The organism is Solirubrobacter ginsenosidimutans (assembly GCF_027587205.1).
On sequence record NZ_JAPDOD010000048.1, the window covers coordinates 12,240 to 31,651 of the forward strand.

At 71.8% G+C, this 19,412-nt stretch carries 14 protein-coding genes; 8 read left to right on the top strand and 6 right to left on the bottom strand.

All coding sequences use genetic code 11. The annotated features are described in order from the left end of the window. Nucleotides 1–53 precede the first annotated feature (53 nt). The gene (locus tag OM076_RS34795) at nucleotides 54–2,477 is read left to right on the top strand and encodes a hypothetical protein (RefSeq protein WP_270044771.1); all 2,424 of its coding nucleotides are present in this window, start codon (nucleotides 54–56) and stop codon (nucleotides 2,475–2,477) included. 27 nt (nucleotides 2,478–2,504) lie between these two features. On the opposite strand, the gene OM076_RS34800 is transcribed toward OM076_RS34795, so the two are convergent. Beyond that, entirely contained in the window at nucleotides 2,505–3,116 is a 612-nt protein-coding gene (locus OM076_RS34800; protein ID WP_270044772.1) for a TetR/AcrR family transcriptional regulator, read from the bottom strand. 94 nt (nucleotides 3,117–3,210) lie between these two features. Here OM076_RS34800 and OM076_RS34805 point away from each other — a divergent pair, with 94 nt between their 5' ends. The 6 genes from OM076_RS34805 to OM076_RS46485 all read left to right on the top strand — a co-directional run bounded on the left by OM076_RS34805 (nucleotide 3,211) and on the right by OM076_RS46485 (nucleotide 10,465). Continuing rightward, on the top strand, nucleotides 3,211–4,776 hold the full coding sequence (locus tag OM076_RS34805; RefSeq protein WP_270044773.1) for a 3-keto-disaccharide hydrolase: 1,566 nt from the start codon (nucleotides 3,211–3,213) through the stop codon (nucleotides 4,774–4,776). Between the two features lie 294 nt (nucleotides 4,777–5,070). Next, entirely contained in the window at nucleotides 5,071–7,545 is a 2,475-nt protein-coding gene (locus tag OM076_RS34810; protein ID WP_270044774.1) for a hypothetical protein, read from the top strand. Between the two features lie 13 nt (nucleotides 7,546–7,558). Then, entirely contained in the window at nucleotides 7,559–7,954 is a 396-nt protein-coding gene (locus OM076_RS34815) for a hypothetical protein (RefSeq protein WP_270044775.1), read from the top strand. 20 nt (nucleotides 7,955–7,974) lie between these two features. Further along, on the top strand, nucleotides 7,975–8,499 hold the full coding sequence (locus tag OM076_RS34820) for a TlpA family protein disulfide reductase (protein WP_270044776.1): 525 nt from the start codon (nucleotides 7,975–7,977) through the stop codon (nucleotides 8,497–8,499). Between the two features lie 27 nt (nucleotides 8,500–8,526). Further along, the gene (locus OM076_RS34825) at nucleotides 8,527–8,940 is read left to right on the top strand and encodes a DUF6941 family protein (protein ID WP_270044777.1); all 414 of its coding nucleotides are present in this window, start codon (nucleotides 8,527–8,529) and stop codon (nucleotides 8,938–8,940) included. Nucleotides 8,941–9,025: 85 nt separating this feature from the next. Beyond that, nucleotides 9,026–10,465, top strand: a complete 1,440-nt coding sequence (locus OM076_RS46485) for an FAD-dependent oxidoreductase (RefSeq protein ID WP_270044778.1) — start codon at nucleotides 9,026–9,028, stop codon at nucleotides 10,463–10,465. Here the strand turns inward: OM076_RS46485 and OM076_RS34835 are convergent. The 5 genes from OM076_RS34835 to OM076_RS34855 all read right to left on the bottom strand — a co-directional run bounded on the left by OM076_RS34835 (nucleotide 10,452) and on the right by OM076_RS34855 (nucleotide 18,367). Continuing rightward, complete coding sequence (locus tag OM076_RS34835; protein WP_270044779.1) at nucleotides 10,452–13,928, bottom strand: amidase family protein; 3,477 nt, start codon at nucleotides 13,926–13,928, stop codon at nucleotides 10,452–10,454. The genes OM076_RS46485 and OM076_RS34835 overlap by 14 nt on opposite strands. Before the next feature lie 124 nt (nucleotides 13,929–14,052). Then, nucleotides 14,053–14,292 (bottom strand): (2Fe-2S)-binding protein, encoded by a 240-nt coding sequence (locus OM076_RS34840; protein WP_270044780.1) that lies wholly within the window; start codon nucleotides 14,290–14,292, stop codon nucleotides 14,053–14,055. After that, nucleotides 14,289–15,449, bottom strand: coding sequence for an NAD(P)/FAD-dependent oxidoreductase (locus OM076_RS34845; RefSeq protein WP_270044781.1), 1,161 nt, complete (start codon nucleotides 15,447–15,449; stop codon nucleotides 14,289–14,291). The genes OM076_RS34840 and OM076_RS34845 overlap by 4 nt, the downstream gene beginning before the upstream one ends. A 195-nt stretch (nucleotides 15,450–15,644) precedes the next feature. Then, a complete protein-coding gene (locus tag OM076_RS34850) occupies nucleotides 15,645–16,937 on the bottom strand; it encodes an aldehyde dehydrogenase family protein (RefSeq protein ID WP_270044782.1) in 1,293 nt (430 codons plus the stop codon). A 116-nt stretch (nucleotides 16,938–17,053) separates the two neighbouring features. Next, a complete protein-coding gene (locus OM076_RS34855) occupies nucleotides 17,054–18,367 on the bottom strand; it encodes a replication-associated recombination protein A (RefSeq protein ID WP_270044783.1) in 1,314 nt (437 codons plus the stop codon). A gap of 17 nt (nucleotides 18,368–18,384) precedes the next feature. Between OM076_RS34855 and OM076_RS34860 the strand changes: the two genes are divergently transcribed. Next, nucleotides 18,385–19,410, top strand: coding sequence for a chromate transporter (locus tag OM076_RS34860; protein ID WP_270044784.1), 1,026 nt, complete (start codon nucleotides 18,385–18,387; stop codon nucleotides 19,408–19,410). Nucleotides 19,411–19,412: the final 2 nt, after the last annotated feature.

Consider the following 19,412-nt stretch of genomic DNA (forward strand, 5'->3'; position numbering starts at 1 on the left):
TAATCGGGGCGCCGGCTCCGGCCGGCGCCCCGCCATCAATCAAGGGGGGTTCGATGGGCAAGTGCCGGACCGCCGGCGTCGTCGCGACGCTGGCTTTCGCGTGTGTGGCGCCGGGAGCGCACGCACAGACGCTGCAGCCGCTGGACAAGCAGCAGGTGCAGGACCAGTACGACATGAGTTGGGGCGACTACAAGCCGATCCCCAACACGAACTACCAGGACCCGGCGGTGCAGCCGACGGTCAAGAAGTGGAAGGTCGCGCTGGTCCTCGGCGACTTCCCGAACCGGCCGTTCTACGTGACGCAGGCGCCCGGATCGACGATCTTCGGCAACCCGCAGGCGACCGCCGCCAACGTGCCGCGGGCGGACGTCGGCCGCTTCTACGCCGACTTCCTCAACAAGCCGCAGGCGCTGAACAACTTCCAGACCATGAACCGGTACTGGATGGAGGACTCCTTCGGCAAGTACGGCGTCGACGTCACCCCGTTCGGCCCGTACGCGATGGACTTCAAGGACTACCAGTACTGGGCGCCGACCACGAACTGCCCGACGGCCACGGTCACGCCGTGCGGGAAGAACTTCAGCTCCGAGCTGCGGGCCAAGTGGACCGCCGACGTGGGCGCGGCGACCGTCGCGTCCTTCGACAACATCTTCTGGGTCTCCGCCGGCCAGGATCAGAGCTCGACCTGGCAGGAGTTCGGCAACGGCAAGTTCCTCAACGAGAACTCGATCCCGGACGCCTTCGGGCCGAAGGCGCTCGATCCGACGCTCGCCAACTGGGCCTCCTCGCGCTACGTGCCGTGGACCTCGTGGGTCGCGCGGTCCAACGTCTGGCCGAGCGCGTCGGGCAACAGCTCGACCGAGGCTGAGAGCTCCGGCATGGCGACCTACGCCCACGAGCTCTCGCACAACCTGAGCATCCCGGACAACTACAACAACCCGTTCGGCGAGGTCCAGCAGCGCGCCGCCACGGGCATCTGGGACATGCTCAGCCGCGGCTCCTTCAACGGCCCCGGCGGCACCCACACCCGCTGGCAGATCCCGCCCACGCAGGGCGGCTCGCTCGGCGCGATGCACAACGTGCGCAACAAGCGAAAGCTCAACTTCCTCGACGACAGCGAGCTGTTGCGGTTGAACCGCAACGGGCTCGCACAGACCGGCCTGGCCGTGAGCGAGGTCACCGCGCGCGAGGTCGAGCCCGGCCCGAACGCCGGCGGCGTGCAGGTCACGCTCGACGGCGGCGACAAGACCGCGCCGTGCGACTGGAACACCAACCCGCTCTGCGACGGCGTCCGCTCAGGCCCGAACGGCACCACCACCAACACCTGGAACCACTACACGATCGAGGTCGTGCAGCGGATCGGCGCGGACTCGTTCACGCCCGCCCAGGGCGTGCTGATCTCCAAGACCAAGGACAACAACTCCTCCTGCGGCACCTACTCGTGCTTCGTCTGGATCATCGACGCGCACCCGGAGGACATCAACCGCCTGGACTTCGTCAAGCCGGACGGCACGCCGCAGAAGGTCACGATCGCCGACCCGCGCCAGCTCAACGACGCGACGTTCAACGCGGGCACCAACTCGGGCACCTCGTACGAGTACGAGGACACCGCGAACCGCCTGCACTTCTACATCCTCGACGTCCGCAAGGACGCCGCGGGCGTCGTGCACTACAAGGTCGCCGTCAAGTCGCTGGACGGCGCGGGCCCGCAGACCCGCGGGGTCAAGCTCTCGACGCCCACGCCCGGCACCGCCGACGGCTTCGCCACGTGCACGTTCGGGCTCACCAACACGGGCGCGGCGGCGGCGACGCCCAACGTCCATCCGCAGGACGCCTCCGCGTTCCTCGGCTCCGACGTGTACCGCCTCTCGGCCACGGCGAACGGCGCGGGTTGGTCGGCGCAGCTGAAGAACGCGCTCGCCACGGCGAAGTTCGGTGAGACGATCCAGGTGCCGGTCTACGTCACCAAGGGCGCCGGCGCCGGCTCGGTCACGCTGCAGGCGACGTCGGAGAGCGATCCGAGCAAGAGCGTGTCGGCGAGTTGCTCCGACGCGAGCGTCGGCGGCACGGTGCCCGCGACGCTGGCACTCACCACCGGCACGCCCGCGAACTTCGGCCCCTTCACCCCGGGCGTCGCTCGCGACTACACCGCCACGATGGCCGCGACCGTCACCTCGACGGCCGGTGACGCCGCGCTCAGCGTGGCCGATCCGAGCACTGCGAACCCCGGCAAGCTGGTCAACGGGACGTTCACGCTCGCCACGCCGATCACCGTGAAGGCGTCCAGCGGCGCCGGCACGGGTGGCGACTACACGCCGGTCGGCGGTACCACCGCGCCGGTGCTCGCCTACAGCGGCCCGGTCTCCAACGACGCCGTCACCGTCGGCTTCCGCCAGACGATCGGCGCCAATGAGGCCCTGCGCACCGGGGCGTACGCCAAGACGCTGACGTTCACGCTCAGCACGACGACTCCGTAGCCGGACGGACGCCGCCGCCGGTCGCGCTCACGCGGCCGGCGGCGTCTCCGCGGGGTTGAGGAAGAGGGCGATCAGATCGGCGTAGGTCTCCTCGAGCTCGATCGAGCCCTCGTCCAGGTACTCCTGGAGCTGCAGGCCGTCCAGCACCGCGATGACGACCGCGGCGAGGCGGTGCGGCGGCAACGCGTCAATCACGCGCCCGGCCGCCTGCTCGGCGGCGATCAACCGGGTGAGGTCCCCGCGCAGGGCGCGGTAGCGCTCGACGAAGTGGTCGTGCGCCGGATGCTCGGCGTCCATGGCCTCGGCCGCCAGCACCAGCAGCATGCGGATCAGACCCCGGTTCGGGGCACTCGCGCGCACATAGGCGCGCATCGTCGCCACCAGCACGCGGTCGTTGTCCTCGAAGAGCTTGACGACCGTCTCCGCGTTGTCCTGCTCGTGCTGGTCGAGCGCCGCGACGAGCAGCTCGGTCTTGCTGGGGAAGTGGTACAGCAGACCCTGGCGGGACACCCCGGCCTCGGCGGCGATCGCGTCGATCGAGACGCTGCGGAAGCCGCGGCCGGCGAACACGCCGATCGCCACCTCGAGGATGCGGTCGCGCGTCACCTGGCCCTGCGGGGTCGTGAAGGTCTTGGCCATCTCGCGACAAGACTATTGCGGGTTGACGGTCTGACGGTTCCGTAAGTAGGGTCTGACAGGTTAGTAAGTCGGGTCTGTCATGAGGAGACGTTCCGTGTTGCGGATCAAGCAAGTTGGGTTGGCGGTGGGCGTGGCGCTCGCGCTGGCGGCGGCGCCGGGCGTCGCGCACGCCGAGCCGGGGTACACGACGATCTTCGATGGCACTCCGACCGGGTCGGACGCCTCGTTCGACAAGTGGGCGCAGGTCGGCGGCGGCAACATCGCGCTGCAGGCCGACGGCACGATGCGGACCTCGTCGGGGTTCGGGATGCGCTGGTACACGGTCAAGTCGTTCGGCGACATGTCGCTGAAGGTCGAGTACCGCGACGCGCGCACGGCGCCGGGTTACTCGAACGGCGGCGTGCTGGTGCGCTTCCCGGACCCGCGGACGCCGGCGGCGCAGACGCCCACGTCCTGGGCGTACGACTGGGCGGGCGCGAGCGGTCCGTTCCCGCCGGCCAAGCACTACCAGAGCGACCCGGCGTCGAGCGATCTCGGCCTGCAGACGAGCTGCCAGCGGGCCATCCCTTCGCTCATCCCGGCCGAGTGGGCGCCCACCTGGGTCCCGGTGGTCTGCGGCGAGGAGGTCCAGATCAACGACTCGCCGGACGGCGGCGACCTCGACCCGCGCAAGACCGGCTCCGTCTATGGCTTCGCCGACCTCGACGCACAGCGCTCGAACGCGGTCGAGCGCTACCCCGCCCTCGGCGCGTGGCACACGATGGAGGTCCGCACCGTCGGCCAGCAGTACACGGTCCTCGTCGACGGCAAGGTGATCAACCAGTGGGACGGAGCGGTCCCGATGAGCTTCCCGTCGCGCGGTCTGGGTGACCCGCCGACGATGGCCCGCCAGCTCGCCAGCGGCTACATCGGCCTGCAGGACCATCAGGACGGCGACGTCGTCGAGTACCGCGACGTCCGGGTGAAGGAGCTGGCCGCAACGCCGAAGAACACGGCGGCGCCGGTCGTGGCCGGCGACGGGTTCACGGGTCGCCCCCTGACCTGCACCACGGGCACGTGGAGCAATGTCGACGCCAACCAGGCGTACGTGATCGACTGGATCCGCTCCAACCCGCCGGTCAACGACGCGCCGACCGACGAGCAGATGGGCAACGTCAAGGTCGCCACGGGGGCGACCTACACGCCCTCCAGCGCGGATCTCGGCAAGGTCGTCTGGTGCCGGGTGACGGCGATCAACGCCGCCGGCGCGACCGCGTGGGCGACCAAGGCGGCGCCGGCGATCACCTTCGCGAGCGACGCGGCCGGAACCGTCGGCGGCTCAGTCCCGGCGACGCTGGCCCTCACGCTCGGCGCACCGGCGACGTTCGGCGCGTTCACGCCGGGCGTGGCGAAGGACTACGCCGCGTCGACCACGGCCACGATCACCTCGAGCGCCGGTGACGCCGCACTGGCCGTCAGCGATCCGGGCCACCTGACGAACGGCACGTTCTCGCTGCCGCAGGCGCTGCGGGTCGAGTTCTCCAAGGCGGTCTGGACGGGTCCGGCCTCCAACGACAGCTCGACGATCACGTTCCGCCAGCACATCGGCGCGACGGACGCGCTGCGCACCGGCGCGTACACGAAGACGCTGACGTTCACGCTCAGCACTACAACGCCGTAGGAGCTTCTCATCTCGCTTTCCGCCGCGGCCCATGTCGGGTCGCGGCGGGTGCGACAGCGGTCGTCCACGGCGCTCTGGACTTCTGGCACGTGACGGATGCGCGAGAAGTCCGACGACACGTAGGTTTGCTTCAGGGTCGTAGAGGAAGCACTTCCAGGAGGTGTCGTGCCGAGGTTCCGTCTTTGTCGCCAGGCTGCGTTGGGCATTGCGCTCGTCGCCGGTTTCGCTGCGCCCGCGGCCGCATCGGCCGCGGTACCACCGCTCGATCCGCAGCAGGTCGAGGATCAGCAGAACATGACGTTCGACGATTTCAAGCCGATCCCAGGCGTCGACTGGGCGACCAACGGCGCGGTCCCGACGAGCAAGAAGGTGACGATCTCGCTCGTCGCGTTCGACTTCGACGACCAGCCGTTCGTCATTACCCAGCCCAAGAAGAGCGATCCCTTCGGCAACCCGCAGATCGATCCGGTCCCGCGGGCGGACGTCCCGAAGTTCTACGCCGATTTCTACAACAAGCCGAGCGCGCTCAACCACGGCCACACGATCAACGGCTACTGGATGGAGCAGAGCGGCGGCAAGGTCGGCATCACCGACATCAAGACGTACGGCCCCTACCGGATGCCGAAGAAGCTCTACCAGTACGGCGTCAACGACATCGGCCAGCAGGGCAAGCCGACGGGCAACGGCTGCCCGGCCGCGACCACCGTCACGGGCGCGCAGACGGCCACGCAGACGATCACGGTCGACGACTCGGCGTTCTTCTACGTCGGCGACGTGATCACGTTCAGCGCGGTCACACCGTCAGGTACCAAGACGGTCACCGCGATCCCGGACGCCACTCACATCACGGTCAGCGTGCCGATCACGGTCGCCAACGGCGCCACCGTCCAGGACTGCGTCAACACGAACTTCAACACCGACGCCAACGCCCTCTGGAACGCGGACACCGGCTGCGCGGCGACCAACTGCGGGTCGACGATCCACCTGTTCGTCTACGCCGGCTATGACGAGACCTCGGTCTGGCAGGAGTTCGGCGAGATGATGTTCCAGAACAAGGAAGACATCCCGCACGCCGTCTGGGGCAACCCGAATCCGAAGAAGCCCAACTGGGTGGCCAGTCGCTACGTCGACTGGACCTCGTGGTTCGCGGGCGAGCAGCAGTGGGGCGAGTCGAGCATCCGCCAGGGCGAGAGCTCGGGCACGATCACCCACGAGATCAGCCACAACATCTTCTCGGTCGGCGACAACAACAACAATCCCTACGTCACGCCGTACCACCGCGTGGGTTCCGGGACCTGGGACATGATGGACCGCGGGTCCTTCAACGGGCCCGGCGGCCCGCACAACCGCTGGGAGGTGCCGGCGCAGTACGGCGCCTCGATGGGCGCGGAACACACGCTGCGCTCCAAGGTCGGCATGGGCTTCGTGCCCAACTCGCAGGTGCTGCGCGTCAACCGCAACGGGCTCGCGCAGTCCGGTCTGGCGGTGGCGGATGTCGTCGCCCGCGCGGTCAACGCCGAGCCCCAGGCCACCGGCATCCGCTCCGGCATCCAGGTGTTCCTGGACGGGTCGGCGCCGGTCGACAAGGAGCCGACGTGTGACATCAACACCAACCCGACGTGCGACGGCGGTGGGCCGAGCGGCCAGTGGACGAACTACTCGCTCGAGACCGTCCAGCGCGTCGGCTACGGCTCCTTCGAGCCCGACAACGGCGTCCTGATCGCCAAGAACAAGGCCTGGGCGTCGGGCGCGACGCGCGGCACCGAGGGCTCCCAGTGCGGCTACAACTGCTTCACCTGGGTCGAGGACGCGCACCCCGAGGACATGAACCAGGTCGACTACTACAAGCCCGACGGCACCCCCGTCATGCGCACGGTGGCCGACTACCGGCAGCTCAACGACGCGCTGTTCCACGCGGGGACCAACTCGGGCTCGTCCGCGGAGTACGTCGACGCGGCCAACAACCTGCACTTCTACGTGATCGACAAGTACACGGACGCCCGCGGCATCCTGCACTACCACGTGGGCGTCCAGAACACGACCGGCGCCGGCCCGCAGAAGCGCGGCGTCTCGGTGGCCACCGAGGCCGGTGACGCGCTGAACACCTGCACGTTCAAGCTCACCAACACCGGCGCCGCCGCGACGACCGACCCCGCCCTGCACCCGCAGGACGAGACGGCATCGCTGAACAACGACATCTACCGCCTGTCCGCCTCGGCCTCCGGCCAGGGCTGGTCGGCGGACCTGCGCAACGCGCTCGCCACCGCGAAGTTCGGCGAGAGCATCGACGTGCCGGTCTACGTCTCCCACGCCTCGGCGGCGGAGCCGGGCAACACGGTGACGCTGACCGCGACGTCGGTGAGCGATCCGTCGAAGACCGCCACCGCCACCTGCGCGCAGGCGCAGACCGGCGGGACCGTGGGTGGCTCGGTGCCGGCGACGCTGTCGCTGACGCTGGGTGGACCGGCCGCGTTCGCTCCGTTCCAGCCGGGCGTCGACAAGGACTACGCCGCGTCGACCCCCGCCACGGTCACCTCGACCGCGGGTGACGCGACGCTCAGCGTGAGCGATCCCGGCCACCTCACCAACGGCGCGTTCTCGCTGCCCGAGGCGCTGCGGGTGGAGTTCTCGAAGTCGACGTGGAGCGGGCCGGCATCCAACGACCTCTCCACGATCACGTTCCGACAGCACATCGGCGCGACGGACGCGCTGCGTACGGGTGCGTACAGCAAGACCCTCACGTTCACGCTCTCGACGACCACTCCGTAGCCCTCTGGTCGTCGTGATCGCCGCCGCCGCAGCGCTCTCCAGCTGCGGCGGCGGCGCCTCCTCCGGGCACGCGCCGCCGCCGAACGTGGCGGTGGTCGTGCCCGACGGCGTGTTGCGCGAGCTCGGCGAGCCCTGTGCCGGCGGCGAGCCGTACCTGTACGCGCACGCCACCGCGGCGTTCCGGATCGAGGACGCCGGCGGGAAGACGGTCCTGCGGGGCGAGCTGCCCGAGGGCAAGGCGATCGCCGCGCTCAATCATGATCCGGGTGTGCCTCGCGTCCCGACCTTCTGCCGTTTCGAGCTGCACGCCGACCTGGCGACGAGCGCTCGGTACCGACTCGTCCTCCCCGAGGGCGATCCGGTCCCGCTCGCGTTCAAGGACGGCAAGGCGACGGCGGTGATCGGGTGAGGCGGGTCGTCTGCCTCTGCATGGTGCTGCTGTTGGCCGGCTGCGGCGGGGCCGCCCTGTCACATGACGGCGGGCGGGCGACGCTTCCGGGTCCGCTGCCGTCGGGCGTGCGCTTCGCGGCCGCGACCTCAAAGGCACAGGCCCCGCCGTTCTCGCTCAAGCTCCTCGACGGCACGCCGGTGCAGGCCGCCAAGCTCTGGGGCGACCGGCCGGTGGTCGTGTTCTTCTTCGCCTCGTGGTGCAGCCGCTGCGCGGCGCAGCAGGACCGGCTGGCCCCGCTGGTCAAGCGCTACCGCGACGTCGTCACGTTCGTCGGCGTGGGCGCGCAGGACAAGGCACCGGCGGTCAAGTCCTGGCTCGACGCGCACGACGTGACCTATCCGGTGGCGATCGACGGCGGGCAGGACATGTGGCGCCGCTACGCGGTCCGTCAGCCACCGGCGGTGGTGCTGATCGCCCCCGGCGGCAAGCTCGAGCGCGGGTGGACGGGCGGCGTCACGACCGACGTCCTCGACACCGAGCTCAAGCGCCTTGTCCAGCGCTGAATCTCGCTCTGCGATGCTTGCCGTCGCATGAAAGTGACTCTGTTGCTGGCCGACGCGGCCCAGGTCTCCGAGGGCAAGCTGCACATCCTCGGCGGTGGGTGGAGCGTCACCGGGCCACCCGCTCCGTCGGCGATCGCGCTCCTCGTCGAGGTGCCGTGGGATCAGACCAACCGGCGGCTCGAGTGGCGCCTGGAGCTCGTCGACAGCGACGGCTACCCGGTCATGACCCCCGACGGCGAGGGCGGCGAGACCGCGATCGTCATGGGCGGCGAGTTCGAGGTCGGGCGCCCGCCGGGCACCCCTCACGGCGCGCCGATCGCGATGCCGGTCGCGCTGAACCTCAGCCCGCTCCCGCTCGCGTCGGGGAGCCGGTACGAGTGGCGATTCACGATCGACGGCGAAAGCCGCGACGACTGGCGCCTCACCTTCAGCACCCGCTGAGTTCCGGCACATCTCGGAACCGCGGGCGCCGAACCCTCGACATTTGGCGATTGGTCGGCTCTCGGACCGGACGTAGGCTCGTCCGGTGAGCGAGGAGAAGCAGGTCGACGTCGCCATTGTCGGCGGCGGGCCGGCGGGGATGGCCGCTGCCATCGCCGCCCGCAGGGCAGGGTCGTCGGTCGTCGTGATCGACGAGTACGCCGCGCCCGGAGGCCAGATCTGGCGACGTCGCTTCGACGAGGTCGGCGCTTCCGCGCCGAAATCGCTTCCGCCTGAGGCGCGCGCGCAGGTGGCCGAGTTCACGGCCTCCGGCGCCGAGCTGCTCGCGGGCCGCTCCGTGTGGGGCACGCCGGAGCCCGGCGTGCTGATGCTCACCGGCGACGGGCCTTCGCGGGTCCGCGCTCGCGCGATCGTGCTCTGCACCGGCGCCTACGACCGCCCGGTCGCCTTTCCGGGTTGGACACTCCCGGGGGTGATGACCGCGGGCGGCGCCCAGGCGTTGGCGAAGGGCCAGGGCGTGCTCCCGGGCAAACGGGTGCTCCTGGCGGGTGCGGGACCCTTCTTGCTCCCCGTGGCAGCGCAACTGGCTTCGCTGGGCGCGGAGATCGTGGCCGTCGCCGAGGCGACGCGGCGACGCGAGTGGGTGGGCGTGGGGCCGCGGATGGCCGCCCATCCGGCGCGGCTCGTCGATTACGCCAAGTACCGCACGCGGGTCCGCAAGATCGTGTGGGGGCACGTCATCGTGCGCGCTTCAGGCGAGGGGCGCGTGCGAACCGCGACCATCGCCGAGGCGGGGCCGGACTGGGCGCCCACCGGCGCCGAGAAGACCTTCGAGGTCGACGCGGTCTGCACGGCCTACGGCTTCCTCCCGTCCGTCGACCTGGCGCGCGCCCTGGGCTGCGAGCTGGCGGGTGACGCGGTCGCCCACAACGAGGACATGCAGACGTCGGTCAAGGGCGTGTTCGTGGCGGGCGAGGCGACGGGGATCGGTGGCGCCGACCTCGCGCTGGCCGAGGGCGAACTCGCGGGGTATACCGCCGCGGCCCACGCCGCGAGCCCCGGGACGGCGGGCGTCGACGGCCACGCCGGGCCGCTGGCCGGCGCAACGGGCCGCTTCGGCGCCGCGAAGGCCGACGGCGCGCGGCCCAACGGCGTCGTGCCGGCGCGGCCCGCGGTCGACCTCGCTCCGCTCCGCGCCCGCCGCGCCAAACTCGCGAACTTCGCCGGCATCCTCGCCGATCTCTTCGATCCGCGGCCCGGCCTGCGAACGCTGGTCGACGCGGACACGACGCTCTGCCGCTGCGAGGACGTGACCGCGGGCGCGGTCGACGCCGCCGTCGCCGGCGGCGCCACCACCCTCTCGGCCCTGAAGGTCGTCACCCGCTGCGGGCAGGGACCGTGTCAGGGCCGCGTGTGCGAGCGGCTCGTCGCCGCGCGCGTCCCGGCCCCCGAGCGCTTCAGCGCCCGGGAGCCGATCCGTCCGATTCCGCTCGGCCTCCTGATGGCCGAAGCTACGGATTCGTAGTGCTCAGCGTGAACGTCAGCGTCTTGCTGTAGGCGCCCGTTCGCAGCGCGTCGCTCGCCTTCACGGCCTGCTTGAAGGCGATCGTCACCGGGTCGTTGGACACCGGCGCGGCCCAGGTGGACTTGCTGAAGCTCACCTGCAGCGGCTCCGGCAGCGCGAACGTCCCGTTCATCAGGTGGCCGGGATCGCTGACCGTCAGCGTCGCGTCGAGCGCGGTGCTGACGATGTTCGCGGTGGTCGAGGCGCTGTACTCCTTCGCGAGGCCGGGCGTGAACGGCCCGAAGCTCGCCGGAGCGCCCAGCGTCAGCGACAGCGTCGCCGCCACCGTGCCGCCCACCGGGGCGGGCACGACGGTCGCGTCGCCGCCCGCGTCGGCCGGGACGACCTCGCCCGGCCCGCACGACTTCGTGCGGTCGATGTAGACGATCGGCGCGATGCAGTGCCACGTCTGCGGCATCACCTCCGACGGCGTCTGGCGCACGAGCGCGGCCCGCTCGAACGCGTAGCCGAACCCGAGCAGCTTCGCGTCGTCGCCGGCGGTGCCGGTGAACGAGATCGATTGCGGGCGGCGGGCGGTCGCGTCATAGCCGGCCGGGATCGACACCTGCGGGTAGCCGGCGCGGGTGCCGACCTCCGCCATCGTCGCGGTCAGCGAGAGGATCGCGTCCACCGGCGCGCCGGCGTTGGCCAGCAGCGTGTCGATGTACGCCTTCGACAGCGTCCGGCCGTTCGCCAGGTCGTTGGCGTACGACGTCGCGGTCGCGGGGTCGCCGAGGTTGATCGCGGCGGCCGCGCGCAGGCGCGCCTGGCCGAACTTCAGCGTGTCGCGCGGGTGGGCGTCGTTGAAGGCGACGATGTCCGCCGTCGACTTGCCGTAAGGCGCCAGGTAGGCGTCCAGGTCGCGCTTGAACTCGCGGTCGACGATCTTCGCCGTCGTCGGGCGGTTCGGCGCCGTCAGCGGGACGATCGTCGCGCCGAGCGCGGTGATGTCGGCCACCGCGTCCGTGAACGGCGTCAGCGAGTTGCCGCTCGTCGGCGCGATCACGCCGATCCGCTTGCCCGCCAGTGCGCCCTTGGTCAGGCCCGCCGCGTAGTCCGGCGCGACCGCGGGAGCGTTCGCGGTGGTGGCGTCCGCCGGGTCGGGGCCGACCAGTCCGGAGAGGACCGAGGCGATGTCGGCCACGGACTTGCCCACCGGGGCCGGGATGTCCTGCGAGCGCGCGACCGGCATCACGCCGGTCCGCGAGACGAGGCCGAACGTGGGCCGGAACGCGGCGACGCCGGTCGCCGCGGCGGGGGCCAGCGCCGAGATCGACGCGCTGTTGGTCGCGTTGTTGGTGCCGGAGGTGGTCTCGTCGGTCTCGACCCCGATCGTGGCCGCGGCCAGGCCGGCCGCGGCCGCCGCCACCGCACCCGCGCTGGACCCGTTGGTCGAGGTGCGCACGTCGTAGGGGTTGAGCACCTGGCCGTGCAGCGAGCCGTAGCCCGCGGGCATGCCGGTCGCCACCATCCCGTTGAGCTCGGTCACGTTGACCTTGCCGAGGATGATCGCGCCCGCCGCCTTGAGCTTCGTCACGACCGCGGCGTCCTTGGTGGGCACGACGTCCTTCAGTGCCAGCGAACCGCCGGTGGTCGGCATCCCCGCCACGTCGATGGTGTCACTGACGAGGACCGGGATGCCGGAGAGCGGACCCGGCCGCGGAGCCGCGGCTTCGGCCAGCGCGCCCGGGTTGATCGCACGGACCGCGTCGATGCCCGGCCCCTGGTTGTTGACGTAGTGGATGCGGTCCAGGTACGCCTTCACGAGCTGCGTGCTCGTCAAGGTCCCGGCGGCGAAGCGCCGCTGGATGTCGTTGATGCTCAGGTGCTCGAGGTCGAGCACCGGCGCGATCAGCGCGTCGGTCAGCGGGCCGGCGAAGCCGGCGAACGGGCCGCAGCCGACCGGGTCATAGGCGGCGGTGCCGGGCACGCAGCGCCAGGACGCGGGGTTGATCTCCGACGCCGGCTTGCGGTTCTTGGTCGCCTGCTCGTACGCGTAGGCGTAGCCGAGCAGCTTCGCCTCGGAGAAGCGGCGGCCGACGAACGTGATGTTGACCGGGCGTCCGGTGTCGGCCGGGAAGCCGCCGGGGACGCTGACGATCGGGTAGCCCGCGAAGGCGGCAGGCGAGATCAGCCCGAGCTGGGTCTGCAGCACGGCGTCGACACCGTTGAGCAGCCCGTCGAGGTAGGTCCGCGCGCGGTTGATCTCGAACGTCTTGACGCCCTCGTACTCGGCCTCCTCGTCGGGGTTCTCGAGGTGGTACTGCGCGGGCGGGCCGAACCGCGAGTCGCCGTACTTCAGGCCCTCTTCCGGATGGTCGTGGAAGTAGGCGTAGGCCTCGTCGTAGCTCTTGATCGGCGCGCTCGCGGGCAGCCGCGAGAGGTAGTGGTTGAGGTCGCGGCGGAACTCGCGGGTCTGCAGCGACTGCGCGGTGGGGAAGTTCGGGAGGGTGATCGTCACGAGCGTCGCGCCGAGGTTCTGGAGCGCGGTCTTGGCGGCCGCGTACTGTGCGCTGCCGCCGCTGGTGACGGCGATCCGCGCGCCCTGGAGGGCGTCCGGCTTCAGGCCCGCCGTGTAGTCCGTCCCTACGACGGGCGCGGTCTCCGCGGTGTGCGGGTCCTCCGGGTCGACCGCGGTCAGGGCGTTGAGCAGCAGCGCCGCGTCGCTCGTGGTCTGCACGAGTGGCCCGAGCGTGTCCTGCGACTCGGAGATCGGCACGACGCCCGTGCGACTCCACAAGCCCGTGGTCGGGCGGATGCCGACGACGCCGTTCTGGGTCGCGGGCGAGAGGATCGAGCCCTCGGTGTCCGACCCGATCGTCAGCGCGGCGAGGCCCGCCGCGGCGGCGACGCCCGAACCGGCGCTGGACCCACCCGGGTCCGTCGAGGTGTCGTACGGGTTGAGCACCTGCCCGTGCAGCGAGCCGTTGCCGCTGGACTGGTTGTTGGAGACCCACGCGGCGAACTCGGTCAGGTTGACCTTGCCGAGGATCACCGCACCCGCGGCCTTCAGGCGCTGCACGACGAACGCGTCCTTGTCGGGCACCGAGTGCTCGAGCACGATCGAGGACGCCGTCGTCGGCATCCCTGCGACGTCGATGTTGTCCTTGAGCAGGACCGGCAGGCCTTCGAGCGGCCCGCGGACGCTGTGCGTCGCGCGGGCGAGGTCGGAGACCCGCGCTTCTCTGAGCGCGTTCGGGTTGAGCGCGCGGACGGCGTTGAGCGCCGGGCCGCGCTGGTTGACCGCGGCGATGCGGTCGATGTAGGCCTTGGTGAGCTCGACCGACGTCAGCTCACCCGCCGTCAGCTTCGCCTCCAGCTCCGTGGCCGAGGTGCGTTCGAGATCCGGCACGGCCGCCGCCGCCGGCTGCGCTCCCGCCGCCAGCGCGGTCACCACGGCCAGCGCCGCGATGTGCTGCTTCATCTGTCCCCCTCCGTTGAGGTGTTGCTCCTCCGAGCGGAACGCTATGTCTGGCGCCGGTTTGCGCCCAACCGGCAGATGCCTGAAGTGGGGCCGGACCCGACCGGCAGGTGTCGCGACTCGGCCCCTACGTGTGGCCCGTCGTGACCCGCATGCCCGCGGTCACGGGGGTGATGCACGAGCGGACGACGACCCCGTCGACCACGACGCGGCATTCCTGGCACACGCCGATCCCGCAGTAGAGGCCGCGCGGGTTGCCCGCGGGGCTGTCGCGCAGGGTCTCCTGGCCGGCGGTGAGCAGCACCGCGGCGAGGCTCTGCCCGCGTGGCGCGGTGAGCGCGCGCCCGTCGACGATCACCTCGATCACGAGGCGGCCAGCTCGACCGGGGCGAAGCGGTCCGGCGAGAACCACTCGATCGGCACCGGGCTCGGCGCGCCGGTGTGCCACAACGCGACGAGCTCGCCGGTCGCGGGGGCGAGGCCGATGCCGGCACCCTCGTGCCCGGTGGCGACGCAGATGTTCGGCGCCTCCGCGAACGGGCCGATGATCGGCACGTGATCGGGCGTCAGCGGGCGCAGGCCGGCGTACACCCGCAGCGCGCGGGCGTCGTTGAGGACCGGGAAGAAGCGGGCGGCGCGACGGGCGATCGCGCCGGCGACGCCCAGCTCGACCTCGCGGTCGAAGCCGACGTGCTGTCTCGAACTGCCGAGCAGCGCGGTGCCGGACGGGGTCGACTCGACCACCATCGCGATCTGCAGGGCGGCGTCGTCGGCCTCGACGGCGGCGACGTACCCCGCCTCGCTCAGCTTGCGGCGGAAGACCACGGGAGAGCGTTCGAGCACCACGATCTGGCCCTTGCGCGGCGTGACCGGGACGGTCAACCCCGCGGTCTCGAGCAGCTTCGGCGTCCACACGCCCGCGGCGATGACGACCATGTCCGCGCCGACGCGGCCGGAGCTCGTCTCCACGCCGGTCGCGCGGCCGTCGGCTCCGCGGAGGATCGCCTTCACCGTGACGTCGGTGACCAGCTCCGCCCCGAGGCGCACGGCGCCGCGGACGAGCGCGGCGGTCGCCAGCCGCGGCTCCAGCTGCGCATCGGCCGGATAGAGGACGCCGCCCGGGAGGTCGTGCGCGGCGTACGGCTCCTCGCGGCGCAGCGCGTCCGCGTCCAGCACCTCGCCTTCGACGCCCAGGCCCGCGAGCACGCGGTTGCGCTCGGCGCAGGCGAGCAACTCGGCCTCGGTCTCGGCGACGACGATGCTGCCCTTGCGGTCGTACTCGAAGTCGTCCAGCTCGGCCGAGAGGCCCTGCCAGAGGTCGCCGGAGCGAAGCGCGAGCGGCAATTCGCGCTCGAGCTCCTTGTCCCACGCGAGCACATTGCCCTCGCACGAGCCGGAGCTCCCGGAGGCGACGTAGGAGCGATCGTAGAGCCGGACGGACACGCCGGCCGCGGCCAGGTAGTAGGCGCACGAGGCGCCCACGACGCCAGCGCCCACCACGACGACGTCAGGACTGCGACCCATGATCCCACCCTAGGGGCTATGTGCGATCCCGGCTTCCGACATTCGATGCATGGAAGCCCTGCCGCCCTTCGACATATCTCCATTGCGGGGGTCATCCGACGAGACGGAAAATGCCGGGCAAGGGGGACCACTGGGTCCATGTAAGAGGGGTGTGTGCGCGACGGTGAGTGGTGCGAGCGGAGGGGCCGCCGCCACTCACCGGTTGCGCGCGGACCGCACGAGCGCTCGCAACGCCGGCCAGCGGCGCGACTCCCGCCCGTGGCGCGCTTCGGCCACAGCGGTCATGAACGACGTGTCGCGCACCGGCAGCCGCGGCGTCCCCGGGGCCCAGGCGGCGCGCCATTCGAGCTGGCGCGGAACGACGTGGCGCGCGATTCGCACCTCCGGCGCCGTGGGCGAGAGCCCGTGGCGGCCGAACCACGTGGTCTCCGACGGCAGCCGGCGCGAGACCCGCTCGCCCTTGTAGCGGTCACGGGCCCAGACGGAGATCGGGCCGGCGCGACCGTCGCGGGCGGCGACGCGGACGGCCGTATCGGCGTCCGGGACCACGACGACCGCCAGCGTGAGTCCATCCGGGCGGGTGAACCGCGGGTCCTCGGCGGTGAGGCCGTCGAGGATCATCGGCGTCGCGAAGACGCCCGGCGCGCTCGGGCCGATGTCGGTGTCCTCGGCTCGCGGGTCGCCGACCTTCAGGCGCGCGGCGCCCTCGCGCAGCGCCTCGACGAGGCCGACCACGGCGCCCTCGACCATCACGAGCCGGCCCGCGGCGGCGGGGTGACGCCCCGATCCGGCGAACGCGGCCCACAGGGCGGCCTCGACCACCTGATCCCTCGGCGCGCCCTCGAGCACGAGCAGGGTCCCGAGCCGGGCGGGCGGCTGCAGGTCGAGCACGCGCCGGCAGTGGTCCTCGAGCCCGGGCGCGGGCGGCATGGCGGTGGTCAGAAGCTCGCCGGGAAGGCCGGCACGCAGGAAGATCTGGCGCAGGCGCTGAGCGGCGAGCGGCGCCCCCGCGGCGAGGATCACGGCATTTCCGGCGAGCAGCGCCGCAGCGGCCTCCAGGACGGGCTCGGCCCACGGCGAGGCCGACGGGCCGCGCAGGCCGATGACGCCCACCGGCGATTGGATCAGGCGGGTGCTGCGACCCGCGAGCAGCGCCACCCGCGAGGCGAGGCGCCGGTCGGCGAGCGCCCGCGGCCCGTCCGCGGCGAGCCGGTGCAGACCCTCGACGGTGGGCAGGAGCTCGGAGCGGACGATGTGGCTCTTCGGCCAGCCGGTCTCGTCCGCGAGCCTGAGCGCGACGGCGTCGAGCTCGTCGAGCATCGCCACCGCCGTGCGCCGGATGTAGCGCGCGCGGGACGCGACCGGCACGAGCGACCACAGCGGCTGCGCCATCCTGGCCGCCGCCGCGGCGCCGGCGAGGTCGACCGGGTCGAGCGTCCCGAGCAGTGCGCCGCTGGCGGGCGCGCGGATCTCGACGGCGTCAGTCACGCGCCCACCGCGGCCGGGGCAGAGCGCCGTCTCGGCCCGCGAGCGTCGAGTTTCTCGCGCTGTACTCGAGAAAGTCGACGCTCGCGTCGCGCGCGCCGGCCCGCCTCGCGCCCACTTCACGCATCTCGGCGCCTCGCGCTGCGCGCGGCGTTGAGCCGCTCGCGCATCGTCGGCTCGGTGTCGCCCGGGTCGTAGAAGCGCAGGCCTTCGAGGCCTTCGGGCAGGTGCTCCTGGTCGTTGACGTTGCCCGGGTGATCGTGCGGGTAGTCGTAGCCCTTTCCGCGGCCGAGGGACTTCGCGCCCGGGTAGTGGGCGTCGCGCAACGCGGACGGTGGCAGCGCGGCTCCGTGCTCGCGGATGTACGCGCGCGCCGCGGACAGCGCCATCCCCGCGGCGTTGGACTTCGGGGCGAGCGCGAGGTAGACCGCGGCCTGGGCGAGGGCGAAGTGCGCCTCGGGCAGCCCGACGTGCTCGACCGCGTGCGCGGCCGCGACCGCCACCTGCAGCGCCTGCGGGGCGGCGTTGCCGATGTCCTCGGAGGCCAGGATGATCATCCGCCGCGCGATGTAGCGCGCGTCCTCGCCGCCCTCGAGCATCGCCGCGAGGTAGTAGAGCGACGCGTCCGGGTCCGACCCGCGGGTGGACTTGATCCAGGCCGAGATGTAGTCGTAGTGCTGGTCGCCGCCCTTGTCGTAGCGGACGGCCTTGCGCTGCATCGCGTCCTCGGCGTCGGCCAGGGTGACCTCCTGGCCGGTGCGCGCGGACGTGTCCAGCGCCAGCTCGAGCGCGTTCAGCGACGACCGCGCGTCCCCGCCGGAGCGCCCGGCGATGAAGTCGATCACCTCGTCGGACACGGTCCGCCCGAGCTCGTCGAGCGCCCGCCGCAGCAGGCCCGCGATGTCGTCCTGCGTGAGCTCGTGCAGCTCATAGACCTGCGCGCGGGAGATCAGGGCGGAGTTGACCTCGAAGTACGGGTTCTCGGTCGTCGCGCCGACCAGCACGACCAGGCCCTCCTCGACGGCCGGCAGCAGCGCGTCCTGCTGGGCCTTGTTGAAGCGATGGATCTCGTCGAGGAAGAAGATCGTGTGGCGGCCGTTGCGGCGTCGTTCGCGAGCGCGGGCGATCACTTCGCGCACCTCCGCCCGCCCCGCCTCGACCGCGCTCAGCTCCTCGAAGGCGGCGTCGGCGTACTCGGCCGACATCCGCGCGAGCGTCGTCTTGCCGGTCCCGGGCGGTCCGTAGAGGATCATCGAGTGCGGCTCGCCCGACTGGATCGCGGTGCGCAGCGCGCTCGACGGTCCGAGCAGGTGGGTCTGGCCGACGAACTCCTCCAGCGTGCGCGGGCGCATGCGCGCGGCGAGCGGCAGGTCGCCCGCCGGGGGCTCCGAGCGCCCGGCCGGTTCGTCGGGCACGTCGAAGAGCCGTCCCATTGCGCTAAGTATGCGGCGTGCCCCTCGCGTCCCTGACCACGGTGGCGCGCGAGTGGGGGCGGATCGGCGTGCTCGGCTTCGGCGGGCCACCCGCCCACGTCGCGCTGCTGCGCGATCTGACGGTGAAGCGACGCGCGTGGATCGACACGCGCGAGTTCGAGGATGCCTTCGCCGCCTGCAGCCTGTTGCCCGGCCCGGCCAGCACGCAGCTGGCGATCTTCACGGCGATGCGCGTGGCGGGGCGGACCGGGGCCGTCGTGGGCGGGCTCGCGTTCATCCTGCCCGGCTTGATCGCGGTGCTCGCGATCGCGGCGGTGTCGCTCTCCAGCGAGCCGCCGGCGTGGATCGCCGGGTTCGGCGCCGGCGCCGCGGCGGCGGTCGTGGCCGTCGTCGCGCAGGCGGGGATCGCGCTGATCGACCCGCGGCGCGGGCTCGTCTACGTCGTCGCGGGAACGGCGGGCGCGGTGTTCCTCGGGCCTTACGTGGTCGCCGTGCTGCTGCTCTGCGGCCTCGCCTCGCTGGGCCGCTACACGCTCCAGTCCACGGTCTGGCCGGCGCTCGTCTGGCTCTCGATCAAGGTCGGCGCGCTGTCCTACGGCGGCGGCTACGTGATCATCCCGCTGATGCGCGAGGACGCGAGCGCGTGGATGAGCCCGCAGGCCTTCGCCAACGCGGTCGCCTACGGGCAGATCACGCCCGGCCCGGTCGTCCACACGGTCGCGTTCGTCGGCTACGGCGCCGCGGGGCTCGGCGGCGGCCTGGTGGCGGCGGCGATCGCCTTCGCTCCGAGCTTCGCGTTCGTGCTGATCGGCGGGCCGCACTTCGAGCGCCTGCGCGGCTCCAAGCACGTCCGCGCGTTCCTCGACGGCGCCGGCCCGGCCGCCGCGGGCGCGATCCTCGGCGCCGCGGTCCCGCTGCTGGACTCGTTCGAGCACGCGTGGCAGTGGGTCGTGCTGGCGCTGGCTGGCGTCGCGCTGCTGCGGATAGCGCCGATCTGGGTGCTCGTGGCGGGTGGGGTCGCGGGGGTCGCCACTACGCTCTAGCG

Excerpts from the sequence above, each read along its gene's own strand:
- OM076_RS34795 (WP_270044771.1), top strand. The coding sequence starts at position 54 with ATGGGCAAGTGCCGGACCGCCGGCGTCGTCGCGACGCTGGCTTTCGCG.
- OM076_RS34800 (WP_270044772.1), bottom strand. The coding sequence starts at position 3,116 with ATGGCCAAGACCTTCACGACCCCGCAGGGCCAGGTGACGCGCGACCGC.
- OM076_RS34810 (WP_270044774.1), top strand. The coding sequence starts at position 5,071 with ATGACGTTCGACGATTTCAAGCCGATCCCAGGCGTCGACTGGGCGACC.
- OM076_RS34820 (WP_270044776.1), top strand. The coding sequence starts at position 7,975 with ATGGTGCTGCTGTTGGCCGGCTGCGGCGGGGCCGCCCTGTCACATGAC.
- OM076_RS34825 (WP_270044777.1), top strand. The coding sequence starts at position 8,527 with ATGAAAGTGACTCTGTTGCTGGCCGACGCGGCCCAGGTCTCCGAGGGC.
- OM076_RS34835 (WP_270044779.1), bottom strand. The coding sequence starts at position 13,928 with ATGAAGCAGCACATCGCGGCGCTGGCCGTGGTGACCGCGCTGGCGGCG.
- OM076_RS34845 (WP_270044781.1), bottom strand. The coding sequence starts at position 15,449 with ATGGGTCGCAGTCCTGACGTCGTCGTGGTGGGCGCTGGCGTCGTGGGC.
- OM076_RS34855 (WP_270044783.1), bottom strand. The coding sequence starts at position 18,367 with ATGGGACGGCTCTTCGACGTGCCCGACGAACCGGCCGGGCGCTCGGAG.